13 protein-coding genes are annotated in these 15,691 nt (G+C 64.9%); 8 read left to right on the top strand and 5 right to left on the bottom strand.

Going from position 1 to position 15,691, the window contains the following annotated elements:
• Positions 1–162: 162 nt before the first annotated feature.
• From HS104_26980 to HS104_26960, 5 genes are all read right to left on the bottom strand, one after another.
• Positions 163–1,974, bottom strand: coding sequence for a hypothetical protein (locus tag HS104_26980; GenBank protein ID MBE7483610.1), 1,812 nt, complete (start codon positions 1,972–1,974; stop codon positions 163–165).
• Positions 1,975–1,989: 15 nt separating this feature from the next.
• Positions 1,990–2,619 (bottom strand): hypothetical protein, encoded by a 630-nt coding sequence (locus HS104_26975; protein MBE7483609.1) that lies wholly within the window; start codon positions 2,617–2,619, stop codon positions 1,990–1,992.
• Positions 2,612–2,842, bottom strand: coding sequence for a DUF1232 domain-containing protein (locus HS104_26970; GenBank protein ID MBE7483608.1), 231 nt, complete (start codon positions 2,840–2,842; stop codon positions 2,612–2,614). Before HS104_26970 ends, HS104_26975 begins: the two co-directional genes overlap by 8 nt.
• Positions 2,843–3,326: 484 nt before the next feature.
• Entirely contained in the window at positions 3,327–5,039 is a 1,713-nt protein-coding gene (locus HS104_26965) for a hypothetical protein (GenBank protein ID MBE7483607.1), read from the bottom strand.
• Positions 5,040–5,068: 29 nt separating this feature from the next.
• Positions 5,069–6,565, bottom strand: a complete 1,497-nt coding sequence (locus HS104_26960; GenBank protein ID MBE7483606.1) for a hypothetical protein — start codon at positions 6,563–6,565, stop codon at positions 5,069–5,071.
• 543 nt (positions 6,566–7,108) lie between these two features.
• On the opposite strand from HS104_26960, the gene HS104_26955 reads away from it, so the two are divergent.
• The 8 genes from HS104_26955 (at position 7,109) to HS104_26920 (ending at position 15,674) form a co-directional block, all read left to right on the top strand.
• Entirely contained in the window at positions 7,109–7,906 is a 798-nt protein-coding gene (locus HS104_26955; GenBank protein MBE7483605.1) for a hypothetical protein, read from the top strand.
• Between the two features lie 99 nt (positions 7,907–8,005).
• Positions 8,006–8,644 (top strand): hypothetical protein, encoded by a 639-nt coding sequence (locus HS104_26950; GenBank protein ID MBE7483604.1) that lies wholly within the window; start codon positions 8,006–8,008, stop codon positions 8,642–8,644.
• A 16-nt stretch (positions 8,645–8,660) separates the two neighbouring features.
• Positions 8,661–8,906 carry a hypothetical protein gene (locus HS104_26945; protein ID MBE7483603.1) on the top strand — a complete coding sequence of 82 codons (246 nt, stop codon included), beginning with the start codon at positions 8,661–8,663 and terminating at the stop codon, positions 8,904–8,906.
• A gap of 41 nt (positions 8,907–8,947) precedes the next feature.
• The gene (locus tag HS104_26940; GenBank protein MBE7483602.1) at positions 8,948–9,454 is read left to right on the top strand and encodes a hypothetical protein; all 507 of its coding nucleotides are present in this window, start codon (positions 8,948–8,950) and stop codon (positions 9,452–9,454) included.
• A gap of 2 nt (positions 9,455–9,456) precedes the next feature.
• A complete protein-coding gene (locus HS104_26935; GenBank protein MBE7483601.1) occupies positions 9,457–9,792 on the top strand; it encodes a hypothetical protein in 336 nt (111 codons plus the stop codon).
• Positions 9,793–9,812: 20 nt separating this feature from the next.
• A complete protein-coding gene (locus HS104_26930) occupies positions 9,813–11,123 on the top strand; it encodes a PcfJ domain-containing protein (protein MBE7483600.1) in 1,311 nt (436 codons plus the stop codon).
• A 113-nt stretch (positions 11,124–11,236) separates the two neighbouring features.
• Positions 11,237–13,243: an ATP-binding protein gene (locus HS104_26925; GenBank protein ID MBE7483599.1), complete on the top strand. Its 2,007-nt coding sequence runs from the start codon at positions 11,237–11,239 to the stop codon at positions 13,241–13,243.
• Positions 13,244–13,619: 376 nt separating this feature from the next.
• Entirely contained in the window at positions 13,620–15,674 is a 2,055-nt protein-coding gene (locus tag HS104_26920) for a zinc-ribbon domain containing protein (GenBank protein ID MBE7483598.1), read from the top strand.
• The last annotated feature ends 17 nt before the right edge of the window (positions 15,675–15,691 follow it).

The raw sequence follows: 15,691 nt of genomic DNA, 5'->3' as shown, positions 1-15,691 counted from the left end.
CCGAAAAGCCCGACGGCACATCGCGCCAAGAGTGCTGAGCTCTCTTCCAAGTTGGTGGCATCCGACCCTTCCAGCAGGTCGGCTAACACTTGGATTCGCTGTGGCCCGATAGCGCGGGATAGCCTCTCGGCCGGTACCCTTGAGAGCACCGCCTGGAGTCGACTACGAGTCTCCAAGGCCCAGATACTTTCCTAAGTCGCGAAGGTGCCCCTCCGTCGCTTTGGTGGCTTTTTTGTTCACTTCGGCTTTGAAGGCGTCCAGTCCACCCGTGAAGGTCGGCGCCATCTGACCGCGGTAGTATTTGCGGTAGCCAGACCTGAGTGGCGTGGAGAGTTGCTCACCACACTCTGTCCAGACAGCTTCCAGCGCAGCCTGCGGCGCTTTGGCCCGAACGAAAACCAGAATCTGCATCATTGACCCCAGCGCGGCGCGCTGCTGGTCAAACTTGTAGTTGATGATGCTTCCGCTGGCGTCATAAGCCACATGGGTCAGCAGTTTTTGCTTTTGCTTGTCGAGCTTATCGAATGACTTGAACCAGCCGTCTGCGTAGACCTTGTTCAAAGCATCGGTGTACCACTTCGCATAGTCTAGCCATGTTGATCCCGCAGATTTCGCCTCATCTAGGGCTTCTTTGCCATAGCCATATGCGCACATTACTGCGCGCATTCCGATGTCCCTAGCAAGCAACTCGTCAAGGAACTTTTGTTTGAGTGCGTCGAACTCACCAATCAGGTCGTCATACTTTTCCTGAACCAACGCCAGGAGTTCTTCCGAAGCGCGGCACGAGCCAAATCGAAGTTTGGTGAATGCATGCTGCGCCAAGTCGGAGTCCTGGCGCTGCTGTCGTTCCATCGCACGGCATTCCGCCACGTACTTCTTGTAGGGCGCGAAATTCTCGAGGAGGTAGCTGAGGCCCGGCAGAAATGACTTCTGTGCCTGGTCTCTCACTCTCTGGGCATCGTGGTGAGAAAGCCGCTTCTCGGGGCCAAAAGTTGAGAGCGGGGGCACCATGTCCTCCAGGGCCAGGGCGGTGGACTGGGCGTCGGAGCCGTCTTCCCCTAGCAGGAAGTACTCGAGCCAGCCCTCGACTTCCTCGATCATGGTTATCGCGGCCGGTGCGACGACGCGCTGGTTGTTTTGTGTCTCGCCTCGCCAGTCAAAGAACATCAAGGGCAGTCGAGCAGCGTTTCGCTTCTCCTCAGGCAGGCAGTCATTTTCGTGTGCAAGTCGCACCAATTCCTGCGCACAAATCGCGTTCACGCTCTCGTCGTTCAGCAGGATCTTGCGCGCTTCGTTGACCTCTCTAGCTTCAGTGTTGATGTAGACGAAAGTCTTCCTGACAATTTCGAGCAAAGTGGCTGCGTCCTTGTCCTGATGAGCTTTGAAAATGCCGAGGATGATGACGGGAATGCGCCAGTTCTGCAGATCGACTCGTGCGCTTTCAGGTTCGTTCTTGAGTCGCTTCAGGGCCGACAATCGATGCTGGCCGTCAATTGCGACGAGTCGCACGGCTTGGTCGCTCCAGCTGAGATTGGAGTACGCCGGATTTTGAAGGTGCTCGGCGAACCGAAAGTACCCTTGGAGCTCGTACACTGAGTACCGATGGCCGTCTTCAGTCACTTCAGTCGGTTCGATGTACTTCAGCGTGCGCTCTACGCTGTGGGCATTGTCCTGCAGAGGGAGGACCATGAGGGTAAGAGGGTTGAAGTACTTAACCTTTGTTCCGTCTTTCAGATACGGCAGGATGCTGTTCGTGACCCTGTCCTTGTCGACGTCGCGCTGGAAAAGGTCGCGCACGTCCCATTGCTCACTCCCAGGGATATTCTCGATGAGCGTGATGGAGTCGAGTTCGTCGGACGTGATTCCGGTCTGCAAGAACTTGATGTGTGCGTTTGCACCTTCGCCAAGCTGGCCGAAATAGCCGTTCTTCACCTTGTTGTACTTGACCATTTTGATCGGCGGCAGCTGACTCATGCGCGGAGCTCCTTCTTACTTGATGCCGTATGGGGGTCTGGACGCGCGTTTTAGGATCTCTTCCACTACGGTTTCCATTTCTTCGTTGTCGTCGTCGACTTCGGAAGAGCCGGTCCGAATGCAAGCGAAGATGAGATCGGAGACGTTTTGGGCGTGAGCCCCGACGCTCCGCGCGTATTCCACGTATCGTGCATGAAAACTGTTGTCGCTCGACCCTGCGAGGTGCTGTCCACAGCGGGTGAGCAGGTTGTGAGTCTTGCCCACGTACAGCGGTGGCATCAGGATGCTCCCGCGCAACACCATCCTTCGCAGTTGATCGAACCGAGCATCGTTCGAAACGATTTGCTCCCACTGGGCGCTGACGTTCTTAGGCACCGGTCCATCTTTGTGGAGCACTCTCACGTGGAGTCCAATGCTCCGCCATGTGAACGCGGCTTCCACCTCGGCTGCGGGCGTTCCTCTCGCGGCAGCGTCGAATGCGAATATCTGGCTGACCTCGGTCAGGAAGTCGCCGAGGTCCCGGGTGGTAACGCGCAGCGGGTAGAACCAAGCGTAGACGCCTGGGTGTGGTGGCACACGATCAAAGCGGCCCTTCCAGAAGATGCCGATCTCACTGGAGATGTTCCGCCAGACGTCGTTAAGCATTCGACGTCTCCCTCTTCATGTATCTCCCGAGCTCGCGAGGGTGAGAACGCGCCAGCGCATTGATGCATGTGTTGACGACAAAGGCGTCGTCCAGATAGCCGACCCCTGGAGTGTGGTCGGGTATGACGTCATGGGGATTGACGAAGTAGAAGAGCGCCGCTGCGAGGACGGTGACGCTGTCCGAGGTAAGCACGAGCTCGCCGCTGACGTGGTCCTGATACATTCGATACAGCGCGCGGGTCTTCCTTGCCAGGTCCGCCACCCAAGAAGTCGCGGAGTTCTGGAGCGCATTGAGCTTGCGTTCAGCGTGCTGACCGACGAAGAACAACTCCTCGTTGCCCACCGACTGCACGACGGAGTGGAACGCCCGTTCCACCAGCGCACGAACTTCCGAGGAGAGGACGGCCGAAGGCTGCACTCGCCAGTCACGCACTCTCCTCGCCACGCCGCGATCTCAGCGCAAGAAGAGCCATTGCGTCAAGGCGCTCCCCTAGTCTGGCAGTGCGAATCCTGCCGTCGCGCGCGTTGACGTTGCATGCGACCGGATGTGCCGCACCGCGCGGGCGGACGCAGAAAGGGTCTTCGCGAGGAGTCGAGTGCGCCAGGCCAGCTGGGCAGTTGCCCCGCCGGATTCACTGGACGCGCGACCACGGCGGTGAGCGAGTGCCCGTGGGGTGTAGCAAAGCCCGCCCCGACCCTTCGCTCGCTTAGCTCTTGTACGTAGTTGTCGGTTGCACGTTAGTCGCGGCAAGTCCGACAATGTCCTTAAGCGAACGTTCTCTTGGCAGATCTGGCGCCGCGCCGCCGACGGCAACAGCGAGGGCCGGGTAGGCTTCACCGAGTCGCGCCGAAGCACCGCGGGGCGACGCTTCGAACCGGCGACGGTGCAGGCGAACGCCGTGCACCGTGATTTCACCTTCTGCGAGGCGCCTAACCATCGGCAGAGACGAACCGCCGCCGGTCAGGACAACGAGGAGTTCGCTCTCCACCTTCTGCAGAATCTGTGCCGAGGTGCCGCTGGCGAGTGTTTCCGCGAACTTTGCGGCGAGCTGCTCTCCGAATGTAGTGATAGCGCGGTGCTGCAGGAACTCTTCCTCCGTGATGGTGCCCTCTCGGTCGTTGGGGAGCGTATACCGAAGGAATCCGTCTCGGAGCAGAGCCTCCTTCCACAGTCGCTCCTCGCGCTCGATGCCTTGGCTGATCCGAGTCCCATCAACCGACCTGGTTTCAATTTGCTCGCGCTCGAGAATGCTCATGCGAAGAGCTCGGTCGACAACATTCCCGGCTTGCCGCAGTGCCCCTGCCGTTCCTTCGACAAGCCAGAGTTTGACGAACTCATCGTTCTTGTCATCAGGATCCTGAACGATGACGAACAGTGCGTAGTCTGTCGTTCCGGCACCGCAGTCCACGACCATGAGCAGCTGCCGGCGGCGACTGTCAAATGCGGGTTCTACATCTTGCGGTCCCGCAGCGTAGGGTTCGAGCACCCCACGGTCGATCAGCAATCGGGGGAGCTCGTTCTTTCGAGCCTCGATCTGATCGACAGCGTGTCGGATGTCGGAGACTTTGACCCCGCGGTTCCATTGTCCTCGGAAGGTGTCGGCTAGCACCTGCGCCCTCGCTAGATGGTCCTTGAGAAGATCTTCGCCCCATTTGCGACGGTCCCCCTCCCAGCACGGCAGCGCAAAACGACGAAGGACGTAAGGCGCTATGCCAAGTCGTTCTAACTCGCGCTCGGCGAGGTCAGTCAGGTACCCGAGGTAGAAAGAGATTAGATCGCCTTGGTGTAAGAGCGTCGTGGTGGGGTTGACGCTCGAGTCGACAGGTGTCCCAGCGATTCCACCTAAGATCCCCTGGGTAAGCTCGTCCTTCAAGGAGTCGAGGCGTTGCCGCCCTTCATGACGCTGCTGGATGCTCCGGGCGAGAGCTTCGTGGCCGACAAAGACGTCGCCTGAGCTCTCGATCCACACGGTCGAGGCCACCGAAAACCCTTCGTCGCCGGATGCCTCCCCAAGCGCAAGTTCAAGGTCATAGATTCCGGGCTGCGAGCGACGACGCGCGAACGCTTTGGAACGCGCAGTGCCGAAGTCGAGGCAGAGGATTACATCGTCGTCGACCGGGGCCTTCTGCCGGTTGGGGTCGAACTTCAGCGTCCAACGCGGAGCCGGCGCTGACTGCAGTGAAGCGGACGTTGCTGGCGGCGCGTGCGCGGACGGTGAAGTCCCGTCGGCGCCCGATGGCGACAGCGGGAGCGGAGTGGCTTGATGCGGGGCTCGTCCGAGCTCCGCGAGCGCATCCTGCAGCGCCTCGAACTCTCGAGAAGTGATCACTCCGTCAAGGCGAAGCTTGCCAGACTCTGCATGGCGCTCGATTCGCTCGACCAGGTTTGCCAGTACGGCGCGAGCATCTGCCTTTTCCATGGTCCTCCGTGCGCTGAATGCGTTTGCGACTAAGGTTCTCGAAGTGCACCGGTGGAAAAGGGTTCGACGATTGCTCTGACGACGACGACGGCAACGCCATCATCGCGGATGCGCTCGACCCCCGGCTCAACGACGCGCACCATGCGGGCAACCTTGGCTTCGTCTCCCAGCATGTGCCGCGCGGGGGAGTACTCTTCCACGCCGTTTCTCTGACCGACTAGCCGGAGTTGTCGTCGGCGGCCGAGGCGTTCGACCTCGTCCACCAAGCGCGAGACTGAAGCTCGGTAGCTTTCCATGGGGCGGACCAATGTCGGCGATAGGATCTGCAGTTCCGCGAGGACGCGCTCGCGAATCGCCTGCTCGGCCTCTGAGACCAGCGAAGCATCCAGTAAGACGCGCGCGAGCGTCTCGTCATCATTGCGCTGTTGCACAAAGAGTGCAGCCCGTCCTTCGCTGGAAGGCGACGCGGCAGGGGTGTCTCTCAGCCACGCCTGCACCGCAGCTGCAACGGCAGGATGTCGATCGGCGATCGTGATGCACTCGCGCCGAGCCGACTCGACTGAGCCAGTCGTTGCAGCGAGACAGTCAAACAAGGCGTCATCAGCGGTGCCCTGTTTCGCCAAGATGGTCAGCGCTGTCACGAGATCGCTTCTCACCTGCGGCGCAGCGCGAATGGAAGGGACAAGGCGTGTCCAAGCGTACTCGGGAAACGATCGGCGCAGGCGTAGAATCGCCTCGTAGGTGGCGGCTTCGAGCGCGATCGAGAAATCGCGAGCAATCATCGCGTGGACCACGGCGAAGACCGCGTCCGCCAGTTCCCGAGCGATCTTGTCGTCGATGACAGACGCACCCGCGGCAGTCTTCCTGGGTCGAAGCAGTGCGCTCAGAGCTTTGCCAGCTTGATACGTCGGTAGCGCCTGGGAATCTGGGATTGCGCTGGCGAGACCGTCTAGGATTCTACGCAACCGTACAGTTCTGGAACGTTCGGCGTCCTCGGTTCCGGGCTCCCAGTCGGCGAAGGCATCAGCGAGTAGTTCGAGCGCAGCATCAAAGCGCTCCGCCCTGGCAAGGAGTGACTGGAGGGCAGCGACACGGGCATTCTCGCCGGATTCTTCTTCGACTGCCGAGCGCGCCAGATAGGGCTCCGCCCAGGATGAGTCCGAGAACGCCAGGGCGGTTAGCAGATACTCTCGATCGTCGGCTGTGAGCCCGCTCAGGAGGTGAGGGAGAGGGTCGACCGTCGCTCGCCTGATACGCGCCGCGACATCGTTGCTGACGAGTGGCGGAAACTGCTTCGCCTTTCTTGAGGCGATAATCTTGCCGATCTTCAGCAGGGCGGCGACGGCAGCGAGGCGGTCCTGCCCGTCACCGTGCAAAGCCGACGCCTCCAGTTGGTCAAGCCCAAGCACGAACTCCGGTCGCTTGGCAGCATTCTGGAGCGCCTTTGCCTTGACCAGTTCGTCCAGGGCAGCAAGTCGTGCCGCTGACGTCGGGGCTTCGGCGAATCGGCTCAGAAGGTCCTGCATGAGACGCTCGATAGTAGACTGAAGTGAGGCGGCGTGTGACGATGATCCGTGGCGGGCCCCTGCAAGATCGCCTTGCTTGGATGCGGCCTCGGGCGAGCGCTGAGGGAGGGGGCAGAAGCTGCTGCCGTAGAGGGCGGCGGAGCCGCGTAGGTGGCAAGAGGAGCTGCGATCTGCAGACCAGCACGGTGGGCGTCACGCGGAGGGCCTCTGTTCCCCGGGGTGCTCCGTGGCATGGACAGGTCGCCGGAATGTACCTCGGGCGCCAGGCGTGTACCGCTCGCCAGCGTACCTCAAGCGGGTCGAGGCTAGACTGCCCTGCGGAGCGTCCTGTTCCCGACTGCAAGGCCTTCAGGCGGAGCCCGCTCACGGAATTGGCACCGCTATGCCCGCAGAGCGCAACCGCCCACTGCTAGGCCCTGCACCGCTTGCGTGCAGCCGTCGGTCCGCCTCGGACATATCCTGTCGCACCCCGCACGTTGAACCCATTGCCCAGCGCACTTCACGTGTCCACCGCTGTCGGAGCCCCATCCGCCGGAGGTGAGATTGACGAAGATCAAGACCCACAGCGACGACCGGCTTCGCCGCTTGCTCGTCGCGCGCCTCGACGGCCGCGCCCAACCCTGGGCCTGCGCGGCGCCGATTGACCTCACCGTCAAGCGAGACAGCCGTGACCACCAGCGCCTCGTGATCGCCGCGTACGAGCTCCTGCGCTGCATCGGCACCCGGCAGCCGACCGGCGCGCATCGCGAGCCGGCCGCGAAGACGGGCCTGGCCGTGGTGCGTCAATGGGTGCGATTCGGGCTGGATCCGGAGTCCGGCTCCGAAGCACGCACTGCGCTGGTCGTCGCGCGCGGGCCGCTGCAGGCCGCGGTTGCGCGCTGGACGCGGATATGCGCTGGCCAGGAGCCGCGACCGGTCGCGATGCCTCTCCTGGCCCGGGCGCGCCGCACGCTGGCGCTTCGGCGCTGGGCGCTCGGCCACTTGCGCGCGACCCACGCGCTCGTCCATCTGGTCCGGGCGCCCATCTACCTGCGCGTCCGCCCCTTCGTGGAGGACGTGTCGCTATGCGCCGCAGCAGCGGAGGTCGCGGGCTTGCTCGAAGATGAAGCGGCGCTCCGGGATCTGGAGAACCTCGCGTGGATCCGGGCCGCGGAGCTCGCGCTTGGGCCGGCAGCGATCGAGGACGAGGTGCGCCGCACGGCTCTGCAGCTCCTGGCAGAGGCGGATCAGCTCCTGACGGAGCGCGCGGCCCGGGCCTTCGAAGCCTCGGCGGTGCTGTTCATCGAGTGGGCGCTCGGCGGCGACCAGCGTGTCGCTCAGCTCGCGAGGGCACATGCCTGAGGTCGAGGAGGCGGAGGGGTCACATCCGTGCAGGCGGACATTCCGTGTCCGAGGTCGGGTTGGGCTCGTCAATGGAGTGGTCACACTGCGGGAGGACCCATGGCTCAACCGAAGATGACGCACGTAATGTTCGCGGTGGCTCTCGCGGCGACGCTGATCACCGGCGCCGCTCGGGCGGAGATGGGCGCGAAGTCGTTCACGATGACGCCACTCGCCGAGGAGATGCTCTCGGAGCCGATCACGCTCAGCGACAAGTGCGACGGCGTCGTGGTGCGGGAGTGGCGCGAAGGAGACCCGGGGACCGAAGCCACGCCCGCGGCCATCCGCGTGATCGACAAGCTCTGCAACCGCGCGCTCGGCGCGTTCGAGGGGTTCATCGACCGCCACGGGCTCGCGCGGGTCCACTCCCAGCCCTTCAGCTGGAGCGTCTCCGTGATCCCGGACGAGGACTGCTACCGCTGCTTGAACGACATGACCTACCGCTTCTCGAGGCGGTCCGCGCAGGTCGAGGTCTGGGGCTACACGAGCCTGAACCACCGCTTCATCTTCATCCTCAATCAGGTGCAGGTGAACGGGAAGCCGGGCCTGCTCTGGCAGAAGGTCTGGGTGCACGAGCTCTTCCACGCGCTGAGCATGCACTACGGCATCTTCGAGTCGCACGCCGGGACGGACGCCAAGCGCGTGAAGATAGACGAACGCTACGCCAAGAAGTTCGAGGTCGAAGTGTTGGGGAAGTGAGCCAAGGAGGAAGCGAATGGAGACGACGACGATGATCATGTTGTTCGTGGGACTGAGCTGCGAGGGTGAGACCGCCCGCATGTGCCGGGTCTTCGCGGATCCGGCGGCGTCTAGGGGCGCTCCGGCGTTGAGCAGCACGCCAGTGCCGTCGCCCGCGAGCGGACACCGAACCACGAACGCGCTGCGCGACGGAGCCCAGCGCGCGAGCGCCGCCGAAGCGGTCGAAGAGACCAATCGGTCGGAAACGGCGGCGCGCCGGTGACGCTCGCGGTCGGCGAGATGCCGAGAGTCGCCGGCTTCGATATGCCTCGCGATCTCTACTGCGTGGCGCTCGCCCCGGCGCCGCTGTTCGGCATGCCCCACCCCGCGAGTCGAGCGCGCGAAGCCTGGCAGGCGCTCGCCACCGCAGGAGCGCGCGGCGTGCTTTGCCTGGCGGGCGAGAACCCCGAGTACGACCCGTCGCCGCTCGAGCTCATCGGAGCCGTCGAGCTGGAGGACCTCTTCCATGGAGGACCGCCTCGCGATCCAACGGCCGAACTCGAGCTCGTTCGGCGGCAGGTGGATCGCGTGCTCGATCGGCTCACGGCGGGCGCGGGGGTGGTCGTCCACTGCGCGGGTGGGACCGGTCGTACCGGGACGGTGCTTGGAGCGGTGCTCGTGTGCTTGGGGAATGAGCCTGGCTCGGTCATCGAGTACCTCGATCGCCTGAACAGGGCTCGCGGACGCGTCGGCTGGCCGGAGGCCCCTTGGCAAGCGGATGTCGTGAGGGCATCCAGAGCGTGGCGCGAGGGTGTGAGCCAACCGAGGTGACGATGAAACAGCCATCAGTCCTGCCGATCACCTTCGCAACCCGCCCCGCGGTCCCGGTCGCGTTGCTCGCCCTCCACGATGAGGCGCTGGGCGCGTTTCTCGCGCGCGAGTATAGGCGCGCGCTCCCGCTGCTCGGGCGGCTAGCGCTGGCGCTTCCGTTCGGACACGGCTTGCGGCCAACGGCCCGAGCGAGCCGTGCGCGTGCGTACCTGGAGCTTGGCGACCTCGATGCAGCCCGGCGGGAGCTCGCGCTCGCCCGCGCGGCGGAGCCCGAAAACCCGATGTTTCGTGTACTGGACATCATGCTGCGCCGGGCGGAGCGGGCGCGTGCGCGATGAGCGCCGCGAGTCATCACCAGATGACGCGTCCCTTCCGCCGCGGCTGGGTGCTGAAGGACGACAAGCTCCTCATGTTCGAGGACTCGCGCGTGACCGTGCTCCGCGCGTGGCCGGACCCGAGGGCGTGGCTTCGAGCCGACGGCCAGCCGTGGCGGGGGTGCCGCCCGGGAGAGCCCATCCTCTGGCGCATCGGCGCGGCGACCCACCCGCGCTTCGTTGAGCGCAGCATGCGGAGGGTGCGACTGCTCGAGGGCGTGGGCGAGGGCGCCGAAGCGCTCGGGCGCCTGCGCGCGGGGCTGACGCTACGGAGCCAAGCTGCGCGCGACTTCCTGGTGCGCTTTCCCGAGAGAGTGCTGTCCTTGGCTGGCGCCCTGCCCGAGCGCCACTGGCATCTGATCACGCTGCTCGCTCGCGTCCCCGGTGCGGACGAGCTCGCCGAAGGCAACCTTGCGCTCGCGCACGCCATGGCGTCGAGTTGGGTGTTTCGACCGCGGCCGGAGAGCCAGCCCTTTCGCTCGGCGCGGCGCGTAGTTCGGCGCCGACGCCCGCAGATCGCAGAATGGCTCGGTTTTCCGGCCCGCCCGACGGTCGTCCGCGTGCTTGCCAAAGTGCGGCCAAGCGCGGTGACCGTGCGGGGGCTGCTTTACCTGCGTCGGACGCTGTGCGCCGAGCCCATCCCGAAGGCGCTGCTGCACCTGCCGTCCCTGGACCGCTGCGTCCTGCGCATTGCGACCGACCCGCAGCTCGTCTCGCACGTGACGCACACGTTCCTCGACGACGTGGGCAGCGACCCGACGGAGGCGGGGCTCGAACGTCTGGCCTACATGCTCGACGACACCGTGCGCATGGCCGGGGAGCTCGGGCAGCGGTTCGGACCGATGCGTTCGGTGACGGAGCTTCGGCGCTTGCACGATGAGCTCGCCGAGACACTGAATCGGAGCGAAAGCGAGGAGCTCGCGAGCATGGTGATCCCGCCTCCGCCCGTGGCCGGCACGGACGCGATCGTGCCGCTGGTGTCCGCGGCCGAGATCCTGGCCGAGGGCCGTGAGATGCACCATTGCGTCGCGTCGTACATCCGGCGCGTCGCGGCAGGGCAGGTGTACGTGTATCGAGTGCTCGCCCCCGAACGCGCGACGCTCAGCCTGCGCAGCGACCGTGACAACTGGGAGCTCGAGCAGATCCACGGCCCGGCCAATGCGCCCGTGGAGCACGAGACATTGCTGCGAGTCCAAGCTTGGCTCGCGAGCATGCGACAGGTCACGTCGGACCCTTGGCGTATTAGAGGCATGTGGCAGCGAGTGCAGATGGAGCCGATGTGGGAGCGACCGTGAAGGAGCGCGCGTCGGACCAGGGCGTGTTGCCCGGACTCGGGGTTTCGGAGGGCACCGGGCGTTGGGTTGCGCCGTCGCGCGTGCGCACACACCTGGGACTTCGGCTGTTGCGCATGCTCGTGCGTGGGAAGCTCGCGCGGCGATTGTGGGACGAAGGCGACTGGCCGGAGCGCAACATCGCGGACGCGCTGGGCGTACGGCGCCCGCACTCCCGAGATCCGAAAACGCAGGAGGGTGACATTGACGCCCTCGAGGAGCAGCTCGGTGCCTGGCTTGCCCAGCTCGAGCAGGGCGAGCTCGAGCCGGACCCGCGCGAGCGCAACGTGACGTGGCTTGCGGAGAAGCTGGGCCTGAACCCCGTCGAGCGCGACGTGCTGCTGTTCACGGCCATGCTCGTTCAAGAGGAGGCGCTGCAGGCGGCCATTCAGGCGGCGCCGCGGCCTAATGCCCGGCTGGCGATGATGGCCTGTGGCATGGCGCGCCCGACGAAGGCGGTGCAAGACGCGCTCAGGCCCAGCGGGGTGCTCTATCGCATGCGGTTGCTCGGGCCCGCTGAGTCGCACTGGCGTGGCGCGATACCCTTTGCGCTGATGTCGGGGCTCGATGAGATCCTTGGGGGTGAGTACGCGAGCGCGGACGCTCTGCTCGGCTGCTTCTTCCGCAAGGGGCCCGAGCCCGAGCGCACGCTGGAGGACTTCCCACACCTGCGCGTGGACGCAGAGCTCGCGGTGCGGCTCCTGCGAGGGGCGAGGAAGAAGCGCGCGGCGGGGGTGAACGTCCTGATCCACGGGCCGCCGGGCACGGGCAAGACGGCGCTCGCGCGTGCCCTCGCGCGGGCCGCCAGCGCGACGCTGCACGAAGTGGTGGTGGAGGACCGCGATGGCGACGCCGTACACGGCCACAACCGCCTCGGCGCGTACACCGTGTGCCAGCGCCTGCTCAGCGGCGCCCGCAACGCGGCCGTGCTGTTCGACGAGGCCGAGGACGCCTTTCCGCGCTTCGAGGTGGGCCAAGGGTTGCGGAGGGAGGTCGGGGGGAGCAAGGGCTGGGTCAACGCGCTGCTCGAGGGAAACCACACGCCGACGCTCTGGATCAGCAACTCGGTGGACCACATCGATCCGGCCTACCTGCGGCGCTTCGACCTCGCCATCGAGGTGCGCGAGCCGCCCGCGCCGGTGCGACGCAAGATCCTCGAGGCCGCCGTCGGTCCCCTTGGCGTAGGCCGAGCGTGGCTGGAGCGCCACGCCGCCGACTCGCGCATTCGCCCCGGGCACGTGGCCCGCGCCGCGCGCGTCGCGAGGCTGGTCGCGGTCAAGGGCGCCGACGACGCCGAGCGCACGGTCGCGCGCGTGATCGACTCTTCGCTCCGCGTCGAGGGCGCCCCCTCGCCACGGCGGCCGGCCCGCCTCGAGGCGTGCGCGTACGATCCGAGCTTCGTGAACGCGAGCGCCAACCTCAGCCGTATCATCGACGGTCTAGCCCGCACCCGGCAAGGAACGCTCTGCCTGTACGGCCCGCCAGGCACGGGCAAGTCGGCCTTCGTGGCGCACTTGGCCGATCGACTCGGCGTGCCGCTGCACGTGACGCGCGGCTCGGACCTCTTGAGCATGTGGCTCGGCGGTACCGAGGCCAACATCGCCGCCGCCTTCCGCCGCGCCGCCGCCGAGGGCGCGCTCCTCTTCGTGGACGAGGCCGACAGCTTCCTGCAAGACCGCAGCCGCGCCGTGCGGAGCTGGGAGATCACCGCGGTCAACGAGCTCCTGATGCAGATGGAGTCGTTCGAGGGTCTGTTCGCCTGCGCGACCAACCTGTTCGAGGCGCTGGACGCAGCGGCCCTGCGGAGGTTTGCGTTCAAGCTGCGCTTCGATCCCATGCGGCCGGAGCAGCGCTGGCGTCTGCTGGTGGCGACGCTCGGGGCGAGGGGAGTCGTCGTGGGCGATGAGAGGGCGCGGGCCGCCCTCGATCAGCTCTCGAAGATCACGCCGGGGGACTTCGCGGCGGTGGCGAGGCGGGTAGACGTGCTCGGCGGTGACCTGACGGCGGAGGCGTTTGTTGCCGAACTCGTCGAGGAGGAACGGGTGAAGCCGGGGGGCGGTGGGGGGAGGGTTGGGTTTCGTTGATGGGGACATCGAGGCTCTGGGACAGCATCGGGCGGTACATCGACAAATTCCACAACGTCGAGCCGCGCCGCTCTCGCCTCGGTTGCGTCAACCCGGTCGAGTTCGACGGGTCGAGAGGGGCTCAGAAGAGCGCGACGGCAACGCCGCGGCTTGCGAAGACTCCCACTCTGTTCAGCCGACCGGGAGGCCCCGCCGTCGCTCTCTTTCCGTGCTCCAGCTTTCGAACGAAAGGACGGGGTGAGCGTTGAACTTGCAGGCTCGAGTGTTAGGCTCGCCCCTTGCTGGGCGGTTTCGGGCTGCTGGTCCGGAGGGCGAGCGACACTCGGACCGGTAGCGCACTCTGCCGGTTGGGTCGCCTCGAGAGGTAGGATGCCTCATGGGTGAAAGCAATGCACTCCGGCTTCCCGGCGAGAAACGCGAGCTACGCGTCCTTGTCGATACATCGAGCTGGATGCACGAGCACGCAGACACGATGCTCGAGCGTTTCTTCATCCCAGTGGTTCTCGAAACAGGCCAGAAGCTGGTCGTACCCGTTCAGGTTGTCGAGGAAGTCCAGCGGCACCTGGAGGCCGCGGACCCCGTCCTGAGAGGCAAAGCCGAGCGCGCCGATGATCTTCTCCGACGTTACCGTGCGATGGGGCTCGCCGATTTCTTCGGTGGGAGTGAGAAGACCTTCACGGACAACGTCATCCAGATGGTCATCACGCGCTTCTGCGAGAAGTACCACTTCTGTCTCGTCACGCAGGATCGCGCCCTTGCTGCGGACACGCTTCGCCTCGGCCACCGTGCCTCTGTCTCGCGTTCGAAGTCGATTATCGCCGTACGCGTGGGTCAACGTGGAGGGCTGGACCGCTGGGAGTTGGATCCGTCCCACCCGAAGGGCGCCATTTGGCACGAAGTTGAGGCGGCGCAATACGTACCGCGCACGAGGCAAGATGGCGCGCCTGAACCGAAGCGCTTCCGACTGTGTTCGGGGGCTCCGCGGACCGACACGCGCGTGCTTGGCATCAGCTCCCCGATAGGCGAAGGATCGATCCTGCTGGATTCGACCGGTAACCCGTTTCGCCTTGGAGAGAAACTCGGAGCCGGAGGGGAGGGAGCCGTCTACGCCACCGACAGGGGCCTTGTCTGCAAGGTCTACGAGGGATCTCGGCTTACCGCGGGTACCCGCGAGAAGATCTCGCTCATGGTGCAGCACCCAGTCCGACACGCGGGCATATGCTGGCCACGTAGCATCACCACGAACGACCGCGGCGAGTTCGTCGGGTACTTCATGGAGCGAGCGCAAGGACGCGAACTGCAGCGCACGATCTTCATCAAGCCGCTGCTCGAGCGAGCATTCCCCAATTGGGGGCGCGTCGAGTTGGTCGCGCTCGCGACTTCGATTCTTGAGTCGATTCAGGTCCTGCACCTGCGAAACGTGCTCCTCGGCGACATCAACCCACTAAACATCCTGGTCGCAGACGAGAAGTCAGTCTACTTCGTCGACACAGATAGCTACCAAGTCGAGGACTTCGCGTGTCCGGTCGGGACCGCGACGTTTCTGCCACCTGACCTACTTGGTAGGAACCTTGCGTCTATTCTGCGCGACTTCACTCACGAGCGGTTCGCGGTAGCGACGCTGGTGTTCATGATCTTGATGCCTGGCAAGCCGCCGTACTCTCACGCGGGCGGCGGCGATCCCGCAGAGAACGTCCGGCGGCGACACTTCCCATACGGACTGGCGGAGAAACGAGGCAAGGGCGTCCCTGCCGGTCCGTGGCGATTCATGTGGAGCCACCTCCCTTTCTACATGAAGGAGGTCTTCCACGATGTCTTCGTTGATGGCGCCCGCCCGACAACCGACGACTGGCTGGACATCATGCATCGGTACTTCAACGATCTGACTCGCTGTCACGTGTCGAATGAGATCTTCCCGACCACGTTCAAGCGCCTGAAGAAGTCTGATGTCATCAGAAAGGGTGGAACATGGCAGGCGTGCTCGAAATGCGGCGGAGAGTTCGGCCAGTTCGACAAGACCGACGGGCCACCGCTCTGCCCCGAGTGCCAGAACGAGGAGACGAGGGCCAACTGCTTCCTGTGCGAGCGCGAATTCGTTCTCAGGATGAGTCAGGTGCGGCGGGCCGGCGGACGAGAACCTATCTGTCACGAATGTCGCGTCCACTCACAGACTCGGCAGTGCCGGATGTGCGGACAGGCGTTCGAGATGACCGCGACGGACCGCGCTTTCTTCAAACGGAAGGGGCTCTCCCTTCCCAAGAAATGCACCTCGTGCCGCAGACAGAACCGCACGGGCACGGTGCTGCGCGCGCCTGAAGCGTCGGGCACCGTGTCGCCAGGGCCCACAACGCCGAGCACGGCGGTACCGGCGCCCGCAGCGCCGAGGGGCGAGAGCGTGCTCGACATGCTTGCGCGGTGGCTCAAGTTCTAGGACCGTGACGGTCGGAG

The sequence above is a fragment of the Polyangiaceae bacterium genome (genome assembly GCA_015075635.1).
Lineage (GTDB): Bacteria > Myxococcota_A > Polyangia > Polyangiales > Polyangiaceae > JADJKB01.
This window is presented reverse-complemented; position numbering and strand designations above follow the sequence as displayed.

Excerpts from the sequence above, each read along its gene's own strand:
- HS104_26965 (MBE7483607.1), bottom strand. The coding sequence starts at position 5,039 with ATGGAAAAGGCAGATGCTCGCGCCGTACTGGCAAACCTGGTCGAGCGA.
- HS104_26925 (MBE7483599.1), top strand. The coding sequence starts at position 11,237 with ATGCTCGTGCGTGGGAAGCTCGCGCGGCGATTGTGGGACGAAGGCGAC.
- HS104_26920 (MBE7483598.1), top strand. The coding sequence starts at position 13,620 with ATGGGTGAAAGCAATGCACTCCGGCTTCCCGGCGAGAAACGCGAGCTA.
- HS104_26935 (MBE7483601.1), top strand. The coding sequence starts at position 9,457 with ATGAAACAGCCATCAGTCCTGCCGATCACCTTCGCAACCCGCCCCGCG.
- HS104_26930 (MBE7483600.1), top strand. The coding sequence starts at position 9,813 with ATGACGCGTCCCTTCCGCCGCGGCTGGGTGCTGAAGGACGACAAGCTC.
- HS104_26970 (MBE7483608.1), bottom strand. The coding sequence starts at position 2,842 with ATGTATCAGGACCACGTCAGCGGCGAGCTCGTGCTTACCTCGGACAGC.
- HS104_26960 (MBE7483606.1), bottom strand. The coding sequence starts at position 6,565 with ATGCAGGACCTTCTGAGCCGATTCGCCGAAGCCCCGACGTCAGCGGCA.
- HS104_26975 (MBE7483609.1), bottom strand. The coding sequence starts at position 2,619 with ATGCTTAACGACGTCTGGCGGAACATCTCCAGTGAGATCGGCATCTTC.
- HS104_26980 (MBE7483610.1), bottom strand. The coding sequence starts at position 1,974 with ATGAGTCAGCTGCCGCCGATCAAAATGGTCAAGTACAACAAGGTGAAG.
- HS104_26940 (MBE7483602.1), top strand. The coding sequence starts at position 8,948 with ATGCCTCGCGATCTCTACTGCGTGGCGCTCGCCCCGGCGCCGCTGTTC.
- HS104_26950 (MBE7483604.1), top strand. The coding sequence starts at position 8,006 with ATGGCTCAACCGAAGATGACGCACGTAATGTTCGCGGTGGCTCTCGCG.
- HS104_26945 (MBE7483603.1), top strand. The coding sequence starts at position 8,661 with ATGGAGACGACGACGATGATCATGTTGTTCGTGGGACTGAGCTGCGAG.